Below are 13,672 nucleotides of genomic sequence, written 5' to 3' on the forward strand. Positions count from 1 at the left end.
CTCTTTTTGCCTTATCTCTAAGACTTTTTTCTCTCTTCCCTATCTACACCAACTCACTACTTAACTTATTTCACCCTCCCTATTCTCCATTATCAATTTTCCATTCTCCATTATCATTCACATTTTCCAAACTCCACTCTTGGCATCACTTTTAAGTTTTTATAATCCGTAAACATCCCTTTATTATACATCTCAACCCCGGCTCTTGCTATCATAGCCGCATTATCGGAAGTGAATTTCATTTCAGGATATAAAAGATTAAAATCAAACTTTTTTGAGAGTTTTTCAAACTCACTTCTTAAGACCTTATTCGCACTCGCACCGCCTACAATCGCAAAATTTTTCGGTCTGTATTTTTTAATAGCTCTTTTTGACATAAAAACAAGATGTTCAATCGCTTTTTTTTGAAAAGAGTGAGCAATATCTTCATCTCTGTATTTCCCGCTTTCAATAGCAAGTCTTACGGCGTTTTTGATACCCGAATAGCTAAATTCGATTTTAGGAGAGTTTTTAAGAGGCAAAGGAAGCGAAACAACATCCTCTCCCTCTTTAGCAAGCTCTTCTATAATAGGACCTCCCGGATACCCTAATTTCAGCATTTTTGCTACTTTATCAAAGCTTTCGCCAAAGCTGTCATCAAGAGTAGTTGCGATTTCGCAAACGTCGTCTATTCCGTTAAATTGCAATATTTTCGTATGTCCGCCGCTAACCAAAAGCACCATTAAAGGTTTTATCTCTTCTTTTCCGATAAAAAGCGAATAAATATGCCCTATTAGATGATTAACGCCTATTAACGGCAAATTCAGAGCGATTGAAAGCGCTTTTGCCATCATAACACCCTCTTGAAGTGTAACGCTTAGTCCCGGAGCATTCGTTACGCAAACTGCCTTTAGTTTAGGGAAATACTCTTTTGTTTCGCTTAAAATCTTAGGAAGTGCTTCGGCATGAAGTCTGCTCGCTAGCTCCGGCACTACGCCGCCGTATTTGCTGTGCTGTAATTCTTGGGAGATTTTTTTGTGAAAAAGCAGCTCTTTTGTTTTTATATCCATAACGGCAATACTCGAATCATCGCAACTACTCTCGATAGCAAGTAACATTCGCTTCCTTTTTAACAGAATTTTAACATTTTTTGCGTTATAATATTATCAATTAATAAAAAGGAGCCACTATGAAAATCTTACTTATTGAAGATGATGAAAAACTTCTTGAATCTATCAAAGAGGGTCTAAAAAAATTCGACTTTAGAGTTGATACGGCAACTGACGGCGAAGAAGGGCTATATCTTGCTTCGAACAATCAATACGACGTTTTAATTGTGGATTGGATGATACCGAAAATTAGTGGAATCGATTTGATTAAAAAATTAAGAAAAGACAATATTACGACACCGGCTTTAATTCTTACCGCAAAAGGCGATGTTGAAGACAAAGTGGAAGGTTTAAGCGTTGCGGATGATTATTTGACGAAACCTTTCGATTTTGACGAGCTTGTAGCAAGACTGAAGGCTCTATACAGAAGAAGTCACAATATCAGTGAAAACGTACTTAAAATCGCCGATTTAGAGCTCAATCCGGACACGAAAGAAGTAAAAAGAGCCGGAAAACATATCGATTTAACGGCAAAACAATTCGAGTTATTAAAATATTTGATGATTAACAAAAACAAAATCGTCCCACCAGAAATGATTGCCGAAAATCTTTGGGAACTCGGAGATGAAATTACTTCAAACGTAATTAACGTATATATTTCTCACATCAGAAAAAAAGTAGACAAAGACCACGACAAAAAACTTATCAAAACCATTCGCGGTATGGGCTTTAAAATAAGCGATGAATAATTTAAGAAACGAACTTTTTTATAAATTCGCCCTTACCGTCTTTTTAATTATCGCCTTTTTCGAGGGCGCTTTGATGTTCGCTCTTGTAAAAAGTTTCGATACCCACCTAAAAGACAAATTGGCTCTCGTAGCCGCAGAAATCAACCCCACTCATTTTAACAAAGAAGCGCTTGTCGATATTCAACATAAATACAAAGTATTCCCGCTTTTTGTACGTCTTATAAAACCTATGAATAAACAGCAGCTAAAAAATATCAAATTAGGCTACAAAATCCAAAAAATCAGAATCAACGGCGTAAGAGAAAAAGTACTCTCTTATTCGGTCGAAAAAAACGGATATATCGTCCAAATAGCCACACTCTATTCGACAAACGACGACAGGATAAATATCATCAAAACTATCTCGATTTTAATCAGTTTCGTAATCTATTTAATAATTTTGATGATAGGTTATAAATTTATCGATACAATAGCAAAACAGATTGAAATGAGTTTTGCAAAGCTAAAACGATTCAATTCAAACGTCTCTCACGAACTAAAAACTCCTCTTGCAATTATGAAAAGCGAAATCGAAGTGGCTCTTATGAATAATACCAAAGATTGTGAAAAGACCCTAAAATCAATGCTTCAAGAGATAAATTACATCAACGACATAACGGAAAAACTGCTCTTTTTAACAAAAGAGACCAAAAAAATAAAATTAGAAGATGTGGATTTAGAAGAGCTGATTTTGGAGCTTTTTGAAAAATATGCAGAAAAAATAGAGTTCGAACTCGACTTCGGCGACGAGGAATACGACATAAAAGGCGACAAAACACTTCTTAAAATGGCTCTTAGCAATATAATCGAAAACTCGATTAAATACGGAGCCAACAAAATCGTAATCAAACTCGAAAAAAACAAACACAAAATAATCTTAACGATAAAAGACAACGGAATCGGAATTCCAAAAGAGAAACTTCCTTTTATTTTCGACGAATTTTATAGAGTCGACGAATCTCACAACAAAAAAATAAAAGGTTTCGGTCTTGGACTTAGTATCGTAAAAAACATCCTAACTCTTCATAAAGCGAAAATAAAAGTAAACAGCGACGAAGGAAAAGGAGTAGAGTTTATTATCGAATTCCCTCTAATAACTCATCAAGAGAAGAAGAGCGCTTAAGACATCTATCCACTACGCAAATTTCATAATCTTCTCCCTCTTTCCATAAAATATACGGATAATCAAACTCATAATCAAATAGCGGCTTTTTAGAAGTGATAACATACTCTTTATAAATATCTTTGAGCGCTGCTTTGGTGATACTCGGATAAAAAAGAGGATAGTTGTTTATGTAATATCCTCCGTTTTTTATGATTTCTCTTGCTAAATTAAGATATTCGAAACTATAATTCAAAAGCGCCAAATCATAAAAATCGTTTGCCAAAACTCCAAGCGAACTTGCGTATGAAGAGTCCGAATAGTCCGCTTCTATATTTTTCGCTTCATTCATATACCAAGACTCTTTTTTAAATTTTAAAGATTCTTTTGCCAATTTATTCGCAAAATCAAGATATCTTTTTTCATACGTATGCTCGTACGCATCAATCAAAGCTTTTATAAGATAGGCATAATCTTCCAAAAGAGCCTCTTTTTTGTTTTTTTCTTGTTTATTATATGAATGATAAAGTTTTTTCTCATACATAATTTCAAGGAGTTTATCCAAAGTTTTACGTGCAGTTTTTTGGTATTTTTCATCAAATTCGGACGCTTTAAACAACGCGCTTATCATCATGGCATTCCAAGCCGTTATCTTTTTCGTATCGATAAAAGGGAATTCTCTTTTGCTTCTTATTTTTTTCAAAACTTCAAGCGCTTCTTTGTAGTTATGAGGTTTTTCTCCGTGAATTGTAGGATTGTTTTTTCCGTTGAAGTTTCCGTATTTTTTGATTCCGAAATACTCCATAAGTTCATTTGCATTATCAAATATTTCAAAGGCACTTTTCACCTCATCATAAGTATAGACGAAATATTTCCCCTCAATTCCCTCGCTATCCGCATTGCTCGCACTGAAAAAAAGTCCGTTTTCATCCCTGAATCTCTTTATCATCTCATCCAAACTTCTAAAGGCGACCTCTTTATAAAGAGGATTTTTCGTCAGTTGATACCACCTAAGATACACAATAGGCAAATTTGCGTTGTTATAAAGCATTTTTTCAAAATGAGGCACCTCCCATTTACTATCTACGCTATATCTATAAAAACCTCCCTCGATTTGATCGAAAATCCCGCCTTTTGCCATTTTAGTAAGCGTAATATCAAGTGCTTTTTTTACCTTTTCATCTTTCGTAATCATATAAACGTCTATCATCAAATCAAGAGTACTCTCCATCGGAAACTTAGGCGCTCCCTTAATACCTCCATATGTAAAGTCAAACTCCTCGTCTATCTGTTTTAAGATTTTTGCGATAATGAGTTTGTTAATATCTTCCTTTTTCACTTCGCTTTTTCGGTTTTTATAAAACTCTTCGAAATTATCCGCAATTTCTTTTATTTTTTGAGGATTTTCCCTCCAATCTTTAGCGATTGAAAGAAGTATCTCTTTTAATCCGGGACCAAGTTGCGAATAGTGAGGCGGCAAATATGTCGCGGAATAAAAAGGTTTTTTATCAGGCGTCATAATAATCGTAAGAGGCCACCCGCCCGCTCGCCTATGCATAAGCTGATAGACTTTTTGATAATATTTGTCAATATCGGGCATCTCTTCTCTATCGACCTTAATCGATACGTAATATTTATTCAAAATATCGGCAATTTCTTCGTTTTCAAAGCTTTCTCTTTCCATAACGTGACACCAATGACAAGTAGAATATCCTATGCTTAAAAAAATAAGTTTATTCTCTTTTTTCGCTTTCAAAAACGCCTCTTCCCCCCACGGATACCAATCAACCGGATTATCTTTGTGCTGTAAAAGATACGGGCTGTCGCTGTTTATCAAATGATTTGCCATACTAAAAACTCCTATCAATAAAAAAATTAAAAATCTCATTTTATTCCTTATACCAAAAAAGATAAATTTTGTCTAATTTATGCTATTATATACAAAAAAGGCTGAAAATGAACGCTTTGGAATATCACCTTAGAACAAGACATTTCCCAAACAGATTTGCAAAATCATTAGGATATCTTGATTGGGAAAACCAACCAAGCCCTTATAAAAGCTACTTTGAAGCCGAGCAAATCCCGCTGAAAAAAATAACTCCTCCCAAAAAAACATATGAAAAACTATACCTAAAAAACGAGCCCAATCCCATAAATTTAGAAACAATCGCCTTAATGCTTAGATATTCTTTGGCTATAAACGCACAAAAAGTATACGGTCCCAGCAGCTGGTACGTAAGAGTTAATCCCTCAAGCGGAAATTTGCACCCCGAAGAGACATATATAATTTTTAAAAACGGCGTTTACCATTTCAACGTCAAAAATTTCTCACTCGAACTTTTGGCAAAAAGCGACAAAAATATAATTGAAAACGGATTTTTAATTATCTTAAATTCGATACCGCTTAGAGAATCTTGGAAATACGGCGAAAGAGCTCTTAGATATTGCCTGCTTGACAGCGGTCATGCTATTGCGGCTTTGAGATTTTCTACCAATCTGCTCGGGTGGAATATGAAAAAGGCTCGAATTGAAAAAGAGTATTTTTTATCGAAATTTAATTTTCATCAAAACGAAGAAGAGATATTCGAAGCGGCGTTTTTCGTTTTTGAAGATAAAATACCCGATATCGATTTAAAGATACTGAAAAACCTTGAATTCAAAACCGCTTATTCTCCTCTCTCAAAAGAAAAAGTCAGATGGGAGATTATTTTTGAGAGTGCTAAGAAACTAAAAGACGAAACGAAAAGCGAATTTATAAAAAAAGACATCTCATTTTTACCGAGTGCTTTTGACGCTTATGAGATTATCGATAATAGAAGAAGCGCACTTGGATTCAAACAAAAATACCTCCCAAAAAACGACTTTTTAGATATTTTGGATAAAACCCTTCATAGAAAAATACCACCTTTTGATGTGGAAATTACCGCAAACTTGATAGATTTTCTTATATTCGTAAATAGAGTCGAGGGAATTGAAAGCGGAATTTATTATTTTGATAGAAAAAAAGCAAAACTCTCCTTAATCGAAAAAGGAGATTTTTCTCAAAGCGCAAAATTTATAAACTGCGTGCAGGATTTAGGAAGCGATAGTGCTTTTACAATCAATATGATAGCCCCGATTCCTACAAACGAAAATTATAAGTCGATAATGTTCGAATCGGGCATGATAGGACACATTTTGTATCTCGAAGCGGAAGCAAAAGGTGTTAGGGGTTGCGGTATCGGGTGTTTTTTTGACGACTTGATTACAAAAGAGATATTAAATGATGAAAAGAAAATAGCAACTTACGGATTTAGCGTAGGAGTGCCGTTGATTGACGAGAGGATTATAAAACTATAATCCTCTCAAATGATTAAAAATGAGACAAAGGATGACAAATCAAGGTGTCTGTCACTCTTAATCCAAGGGGTTAAGGTCCCCAGAAACCTGCGGCACAGGATGAGAGGAGGTGCTCTGCTCCCTTCCGGGCCTGAAGCGTTGCCTCCTCCCACCCTTGCACAGGGCTGGGGATAATGGTATTATATCAAAAAAATAACCCAAAAAGGATAAAAGCGATGAAAAAATTGATTTTATTTTTATCTGTTATGTCACTTTTTGCTACGACACCTAAAATTTACCAACAAAAATTAGGTCTTGGTATCGACGTTAATTGGGCTACTTTCAAAAAATACGTAAAACACGAATACTACAAACAAGCCGGTGTATTTAAAAAGCTGGGCTTTCAAACGGTAAGAATAAGATTCACAGACCCCGAAAAATTCAATATGACTCAAAAAGAGTATATAGAGTTTTTGAAAAAATGCGTAAACGAAGCGATAAAAAACAACTTAACTCCCGTACTTACATACGGCTCTAAAACATTAGCCCAACATCCTACCGACAAAAATATTGAAAAAGCCGTAAAATTTTGGAGAGAAATAGCGAAAACTTTCAAACATTATCCGGATATCTTAAGCTACGACCTATACATTGAACCCGGAAAAAACTTTAATAAAAACCCAAAAGCCCTTGTAAAATTTTATAAAAAAGCCATAAAAGCCATAAGAAAAAACGACAAAAACAAAATTATTTTCATTGCACCTATTCATGCATCAAATCCTTATTATTTAGACATATTAAAACCTATAGTAAAAAAACATCCTAAAAATTTAATGATAGAGTGGCACTACTACGCAGCCGGACCTTCTCTTAAAAATAAAAACAAAAAATGGACAACAGGTACACAGGAAGAGAAAGAACTGATAACAAAAAAAGCGACATTTGCCAAAAAATGGTGTGAAAAATATCATCTTTACAGCTGGGTAGGCGCTATTATGCCCGGAGACTACAATAAAGGAGACCATTACTCATACGACGAGCAAAAAAACTTTATGAAAGCTATTATAGATACTCAAAACAGCTTAAAAATTCCTTTTGCAATTAATGCCGACGGACAATTTTACGATTATAAAACTGGCAGTTTAAAAAGAGAAGAAGTTTTGAAGTTTATTATAAACTACTACTATTACACAAAATAAAGAGCTTCAGCTCTTTATTTTAAGATTTGATATCTATCAAGTTCTCTTTGGATAGATTTCATAGCCGATTCTATTTTTCTTATGTATTTTTGAATTCTCTCTTCGTGAAGATGTTTTTTCTCTTCTAATTCGACCTCTTTTTTTACCAAATCGTTCTCTTCAATTACCAAGTTTTGATACTCTTCTTTTAATTTGGCTATTTTAGCTTTTCTCTCTTCAAGCTCTTCAAGCAATCTTTGTCTGTCGCGCTCTAACATCTCTATTTCTCTATCCGTTTCGGCTTCAAGAGTTTTTTGCATTATTCTTTTGAGATGATTTTTGATTTCCCTGATTCTCGCTTCGTTTTGTTTTATCTCTCTTTGAATACTTAAAAGCTCGGTTTCAATTTCTACGAGTCTTTGTTTTACAGGCTCAAGTTGGCTTTCTATTTCTTGAAGTTTTTTTCTCTCTTTTTCGAGCGCTTTTTGTAATTTTCTTACACTTCCTTCAAATTCGGTTACGAATGCTTCCATAATTCCCCTCCTTAAATTTTTCAAAATTATACAACTTTAATTAATTTTTGTCAATATATTTTATATTATTCGGCTCAATTTTGTTTATCTTCTTTTTTTACCCTAATCTCAATAGGAACACTATCTCTAATATGCAAATCTTGTTGAGGGAAAGGAATTTCAATTCCGGCATTATTTAACGCTTTGTATATTACTTTTAAAAATTCGCTTCTTGTACGTCTCGGGCGTCTTGCATAAGCTCCTTTTACCCAAACCATAAGTTCGAAATTAAGACTGCTATCTCCCATTTCTAAAAACACTACTCTTGGAGTAACGTCCAAGGTAGGGTGTTTTTTTATGTAATGGAGTTTTGCGTTTTCAATAGCACCTAATACAACTTTTTCAACCTTATCGATATCACTTCCGTACGCTACGCCAAAAGGTACCCTAAATCTAACCAAATCATCGCCCAACGTCCAGTTAATTACGTTATTTTGAATAAAACTTTGGTTTGGGATAATCAAATTGATATTGTCATTCGTTCTGATAATGGTTGAACGCATTGATATATCGACTACTTCTCCTCTTGTGTTTTCGTCTATTTGGATATAGTCCCCCACTTTTATCGACCTTTCAAACATCAAAATAATACCGCTGACAAAGTTACTTACGATATTTTGAAGACCAAAACCGATACCCACGGATAAAGCACCGGCGATAATCGCAAGTGAGCTTAAATCAAGACCGACTATTTTTAAAGCTATCAAAAACGAAAGCGTAATAATCGTATAATAACCCATATTTGCAAGAAGTGTTGCGGTTGCATGTGAAATTTCATATCTATGTCTTAGAGAATAGACAAATTTTTTATAATATTTTCCGACAAACCAGCCCAATATCAAAACAAGTACGAAAATAAAAAAATTTATAGGGGTAATAGTTCTTTTTCCTACCGTAAAAAGAGGATAATTCAAAATCTGCCAAATCTTATCGAGTGTGAGTTGAAGCTCTTTTTTTGAATTATAAACTAAAAGCTTACTTCCGAACGCAAAACTTTCGAAATCATTTACGACGATATCAACCGCTTTATAAAAAATATCTCCGATATGTTTTGCATCGTTTAGGACGTTATCGTCAAGTTTTAGAGCTTTTTTGTCTTTATTTTTTATAGCTTCAAGCCACAAAACCGTATGATTATCAAATAGATGTTTATAAATTTCTTCTTTTTTTTGAAGGTTTATTTTTATGTAATTTTGAATTTTTTGTATGTTTTTTTCATCTCCTAACAACTGCCATTTTTGAAGGTCTATTTTTAGTTTTTCATACTCCAATTGTTTTTGTTTTAATAATTTGTTCCAATAAGCGATATTTTCATTCGCTTCTTGAATATCGAACTTTATATTTTTCAATTTTTCAAAAAGAGTTTTTTTTATCTTTTTAAGATTTTGGCTTAAATATTCATATTGTTTATTATATATGCCGAGAAGTTTCGAATAATATAGTTTTTGAAGATCCGAGGTCGTGCTGTTTTGTTCTTTTAATAAAGAGATTTTTTCATTCAAATCGTCAATTTTTTTAGGTAAAGTGATAAAATCTTCTTGCATACTTATCAAATCTTTAAAACTTTTTAGATATTGGACTTGATTTTTAGGTGAAAGATTAATTTCGTAAGGTTTGAATTTTAAAGTTTTAATCTTTTTGGCAAGGGCGACGTCAAGCGAATAAGTCGGCGAGTTTTTCGGTATTTTTTCTAAAATTTCATCAACATTTTGAGCGAAAACAAAATTTAACAACACAAAAAAAATTAATAAAAATCTCATTTTTTACCTTTAAAAATCATTTTGTGAATATCAAAAGTCAAAGTAACTAAAAAGCTTACGATTATATATAAAATCCCCGTCGGTACGATTACGTTGTAGTCGTATGTAATTTCAAGCGCCACAACAAGAGCCGTCAAAGGAAGTTTCATATTCACTCCCATAAATAATGCGGCTCCTATTGCGGCAAAATAGAAAGGTTCGATTGTAATATTTGAAAAAAAAGCATTAAACATCTCCGCATATCCATACCCTACAAGCGCACCGATACTCATAAGAGCGATAAATATCCCTCCCACGGCATTTGCATATATAGATACGGCCGTTGCGATAATTCTTAATACTATTATGACAAATATAACACTATACGCCAAATGAAGTTTGTCGTTTATCAAAAAATTAACAAGCTCGTGCCCGCTAAACGCGGCATAAGGAGAGATTAAAAGTATCGTACCTATCACTCCGCCGCCAATAACGGCAAAAATATAATTTTTATATTTTAAAAATCTACTTGTCAAAAATTTATTTAAAAATTCAAGAAGCTTATCTTTTAAAATCAAATAAAAGTAGATAAAAAAAGTTATTACGGGAATAAACAATATCCCGGCAAAAATATTTCTGTATTCTATAAATTTACCGGCCGAATAATTAAAAATCAAAGGCTCCAAAAAATATAATGCCACGCTAAAAGCCGTAACGCTTGAGAGTATCAAATATCCGGCAAAATCCCTTACAAACTCATATGCAATATTCTCTATGGCAAACATTATTCCGGTTATGGGTGATACGAAAATAGCGGCAATCCCGCCGCTTGCTCCGACACTCAAAGAGACTTTCAAAAGTTTTTTGGGAAGTTTGAAAAATTCGTGAAATTTATCCGCGACCATAGCACCGATAGCGGCACTCGGACCTTCGTTTCCGACTGCAAAACCGCTTGAGAGAGATAGTGCCGACGCCACTATTTTATTAAAAAGAGATTTCCACGTAAAAACAAGCCTGTTTTCCTCTACAGCCTGAGCAATTTCGGCCACTCCGTACTCTTTTACGCTCTCATCTTTTGAAATCATATAATTCACTATCAAAATAGAAACGGTCGGTATCAGATACAAATACCACCAAGGCAGATGTTCTATACTCTCAAACGGGTCTCCCCAAAAAAGCAAATATGACAAAAACTTCGTCAAAAGTCCGTAAATAACGATAAAAATCCCGGTTATTATTCCGGTTATTAAAGTAAAAAGAATAAAGGTTAATTTTAAAGATTTATCCATAATGCCTTAACTCCTCCTACCAAAAATAAAAATGCGATAGCTCCAATTATAAGCCCCATAAGTCTCGTAATTATTTTAAGCCCGTTTACTCCTAAAAATTTGGAGATGATATCTGCTTTTCTTAATGTCAAAAACACGATAAAAGAAGACAAAAATATCGCACACAATAAATAAATTTTTTCACTTACTGTTTTTGATTTTTCCGATAAAACGATAATGGTAGTAATGACTCCCGGACCGAAAAGTATAGGAATTGCAAGCGGAATTATAGCAACATCATCCCTATTTTCAGCCGCTTTGTGTTCTTCTTTTGTCGCATTTGTAGGTGCTACTTCTTTACCTTGAATCATATTAAGAGCGATAATCAAAAGTACCACTCCGCCTATCGCTTTTATAGAAGGAATATTTATTCCGAAAAGTTTTAATATATATCCCCCCGCAAACATCGTAACAAGAGAAGCGATAAATACGGTCATCGAAGTTTTTCTCGCAACTTGGGGTATTTCTGAATATTTTACAAGCGAAAGCATAATAGCCGCTGCGGCGATAGGATTTAAAATAGTAATAAGTGAAATGGTATCAAAAAGAATTTCTTTAAACATTGCGGTTGCCTTTTTAGGCAATTATAATAAAAAAAGAGAGGGAAAAAGAAGATTAATAAATGATTTTCGCTACCACTCTTCTGTTTTTAGCTCTTCCCTCAGCAGTGTCATTTGAAGCGATAGGATTTTTAGGTCCGTATCCTGCCCAAGTTAATTGATCAGCAGGTACACCAAGTTTGATTAGCATATCATATACCGCTTTTGCTCTCTTTTCAGAAAGAACAACATTATATTTATAGCTTCCTCTGTTATCAGTATATCCTTGAATTTCCGCTTTTACATCAGGATGATTTTTCAAGAATTCCGCAAATTTTTCAATTTTAGGCATATATTCAGGTTTGATTTTTGCGCTGTTGTTATCGAAATTGATTTCGAAGTTATAGTTAATCGCACATCCGTTTTTATCTACTTTGAATCCTTCAGGAGTGTTAGGACATTTGTCAAGGTAGTTAGGAACACCGTCATGGTCGCTATCAAGCGCACATCCGTTTTTATCTACTTGAACTCCCGCAGGTGTATTAGGGCATTTGTCAAGATAATTAGGAACTCCGTCGTTATCGCTATCGATAGGACATCCGTTTTGATCTACTTTAACTCCGGCAGGTGTTCCAGGACATTTATCTTTTGCATCAGATACACCGTCATGGTCGCTATCGATAATTACTGGTTTTTCAATTTTTACAGGAGCAGGTGCCGGTGCCGCTTTTTCTCCGCCGAATGCGTAAGTAAGTCCACCGATAAATCCGTAATGGTTGTCATTGTTGTGGAAATCTCTAAGACCTCTTGCTTCAACAAAAAGACCAACCGCTTTCGTAAGATTATATTTTGCACCAATTCCTAAATCAGCTACTGCTGCGTTATCATAAGTACCTTTAACCCATTGATAACCACCACCGATAAATGCATACGGAGTTAATTTACAATTTTCAAGATTAAAATAATGCTCTACATTTACTAACGCTCTTGTAAGTGAAGTATCGTTGTCAACTCCTGGAATTTTAATTGAAGTACTTTTTTCAAGCTCAACTCTTAAAATATGATTTTTTGGTAGATATTTTCCAACTCTTAAGTTTAAAAAGTTGTAGTTTTTCATAGTAGTATTAGATACCGCATTTCTACCGAATCCAGCTCCAACTTGATAATCAGCCGCCATTAAAGCCGCTGCTGCAAGTGAAACTCCTAATAAAATTTTTCTCATCAAATCTCCTTGTGATATTTTCATACATTTAATTCAGACTAATATTATATTATTTTGATATGACATAAAGGTGACATTTATTTAAAAGTTTAGAAAATAGACTGAAAGTTTTTAAAAAACCGAAGTTAATATTCTTACTATATATCTCTGACACTTATTTTGAAGAATTGTTTAAATGGCGGAGAGGGCGGGATTCGAACCCGCGGTACCCGAAGTGGGTACAACGCCTTAGCAGGGCGCCGGTTTCAGCCACTCACCCACCTCTCCGTGTGTGGATTGAAATTATAATAAAAAAATAATGTTTTTGCAAGAAAAAATCTTGCTATTTATAAAATTTCATACCAAATCGTATGCTTTATCAAGAAGCTTCGAAAAATCTTTTCCGTAATGCTTATATCCTCTTTTTGCAAACTCAAGCGCTTTTTTAGATTTCAGATTTATAAGAGAAAAAGTCATATATTTTAGTCCCAAATAGTCATTTTTGTCTTTTTTCAAAATCTCAGAAGATATCAATCTCAAATCCTCAAATCTCTTACATTTATTATAAATTCTCGCAAGCAGATACATCGACTCTTTCGTTTTTGAGATATTATATGCAATCGTTGCGTATTTAAGAGAGTTTTTTATATCTCCTTTTAAAGCGTATTTATTGCTTGCGTTAATCGCTCTTTTATAATCTATTTTTTTAACGAAGTCTCTTTTTATTTCCGTTTTTACTGCAAATTCGGCATGTAAAATCGTAGATGAAAAGAGTACGTAAAATATCAAAAACGAAGCTCTCATTTTTTTACCTTTTTT

At 34.1% G+C, this 13,672-nt stretch carries 12 protein-coding genes, 1 tRNA gene and 1 other RNA gene; 4 read left to right on the forward strand and 10 right to left on the reverse strand.

What is annotated here, in order from left to right:
• Positions 1 to 113: 113 nt before the first annotated feature.
• A complete protein-coding gene (gene tsaD / locus EDC58_RS05525; RefSeq protein ID WP_123352514.1) occupies positions 114 to 1,097 on the reverse strand; it encodes a tRNA (adenosine(37)-N6)-threonylcarbamoyltransferase complex transferase subunit TsaD in 984 nt (327 codons plus the stop codon).
• A gap of 71 nt (positions 1,098 to 1,168) precedes the next feature.
• On the opposite strand from tsaD, the gene EDC58_RS05530 reads away from it, so the two are divergent.
• Both EDC58_RS05530 and EDC58_RS05535 read left to right on the forward strand, forming a co-directional pair.
• Positions 1,169 to 1,837, forward strand: a complete 669-nt coding sequence (locus EDC58_RS05530; protein ID WP_123352515.1) for a response regulator transcription factor — start codon at positions 1,169 to 1,171, stop codon at positions 1,835 to 1,837.
• Positions 1,830 to 2,999 (forward strand): sensor histidine kinase, encoded by a 1,170-nt coding sequence (locus EDC58_RS05535; RefSeq protein ID WP_123352516.1) that lies wholly within the window; start codon positions 1,830 to 1,832, stop codon positions 2,997 to 2,999. The genes EDC58_RS05530 and EDC58_RS05535 overlap by 8 nt, the downstream gene beginning before the upstream one ends.
• On the opposite strand, the gene EDC58_RS05540 is transcribed toward EDC58_RS05535, so the two are convergent.
• On the reverse strand, positions 2,953 to 4,866 hold the full coding sequence (locus tag EDC58_RS05540) for a thioredoxin domain-containing protein (protein ID WP_123352517.1): 1,914 nt from the start codon (positions 4,864 to 4,866) through the stop codon (positions 2,953 to 2,955). The genes EDC58_RS05535 and EDC58_RS05540 overlap by 47 nt on opposite strands.
• A gap of 68 nt (positions 4,867 to 4,934) precedes the next feature.
• On the opposite strand from EDC58_RS05540, the gene EDC58_RS05545 reads away from it, so the two are divergent.
• Positions 4,935 to 6,317 carry a nitroreductase family protein gene (locus EDC58_RS05545; protein WP_123352518.1) on the forward strand — a complete coding sequence of 461 codons (1,383 nt, stop codon included), beginning with the start codon at positions 4,935 to 4,937 and terminating at the stop codon, positions 6,315 to 6,317.
• A 73-nt stretch (positions 6,318 to 6,390) separates the two neighbouring features.
• On the opposite strand, the gene ffs is transcribed toward EDC58_RS05545, so the two are convergent.
• Positions 6,391 to 6,488, reverse strand: an RNA gene (gene ffs / locus EDC58_RS05550) — signal recognition particle sRNA small type.
• Between the two features lie 44 nt (positions 6,489 to 6,532).
• Here ffs and EDC58_RS05555 point away from each other — a divergent pair.
• The gene (locus EDC58_RS05555; RefSeq protein ID WP_170151119.1) at positions 6,533 to 7,495 is read left to right on the forward strand and encodes a glycoside hydrolase family 5 protein; all 963 of its coding nucleotides are present in this window, start codon (positions 6,533 to 6,535) and stop codon (positions 7,493 to 7,495) included.
• Between the two features lie 14 nt (positions 7,496 to 7,509).
• Here the strand turns inward: EDC58_RS05555 and EDC58_RS05560 are convergent, their stop codons facing one another.
• The 7 genes from EDC58_RS05560 to EDC58_RS05590 form a co-directional block, all read right to left on the reverse strand.
• Complete coding sequence (locus EDC58_RS05560; RefSeq protein WP_123352520.1) at positions 7,510 to 8,007, reverse strand: hypothetical protein; 498 nt, start codon at positions 8,005 to 8,007, stop codon at positions 7,510 to 7,512.
• A gap of 74 nt (positions 8,008 to 8,081) precedes the next feature.
• Positions 8,082 to 9,806 (reverse strand): mechanosensitive ion channel domain-containing protein, encoded by a 1,725-nt coding sequence (locus tag EDC58_RS05565; protein WP_123352521.1) that lies wholly within the window; start codon positions 9,804 to 9,806, stop codon positions 8,082 to 8,084.
• The gene (locus EDC58_RS05570; protein ID WP_123352522.1) at positions 9,803 to 11,074 is read right to left on the reverse strand and encodes a chloride channel protein; all 1,272 of its coding nucleotides are present in this window, start codon (positions 11,072 to 11,074) and stop codon (positions 9,803 to 9,805) included. The genes EDC58_RS05565 and EDC58_RS05570 overlap by 4 nt, the downstream gene beginning before the upstream one ends.
• Positions 11,059 to 11,676 (reverse strand): MarC family protein, encoded by a 618-nt coding sequence (locus EDC58_RS05575; RefSeq protein ID WP_123352523.1) that lies wholly within the window; start codon positions 11,674 to 11,676, stop codon positions 11,059 to 11,061. Before EDC58_RS05575 ends, EDC58_RS05570 begins: the two co-directional genes overlap by 16 nt.
• A 52-nt stretch (positions 11,677 to 11,728) precedes the next feature.
• Positions 11,729 to 12,874: an OmpA family protein gene (locus EDC58_RS05580; protein ID WP_123352524.1), complete on the reverse strand. Its 1,146-nt coding sequence runs from the start codon at positions 12,872 to 12,874 to the stop codon at positions 11,729 to 11,731.
• Positions 12,875 to 13,050: 176 nt separating this feature from the next.
• Positions 13,051 to 13,141, reverse strand: a tRNA-Ser gene (locus tag EDC58_RS05585).
• A gap of 69 nt (positions 13,142 to 13,210) precedes the next feature.
• Complete coding sequence (locus EDC58_RS05590; protein ID WP_123352525.1) at positions 13,211 to 13,657, reverse strand: hypothetical protein; 447 nt, start codon at positions 13,655 to 13,657, stop codon at positions 13,211 to 13,213.
• Between the last annotated feature and the right edge of the window lie 15 nt (positions 13,658 to 13,672).

Source organism: Caminibacter pacificus, from assembly GCF_003752135.1.
In the GTDB taxonomy this organism is placed as follows: Bacteria; Campylobacterota; Campylobacteria; order Campylobacterales; family Nautiliaceae; genus Caminibacter; species Caminibacter pacificus.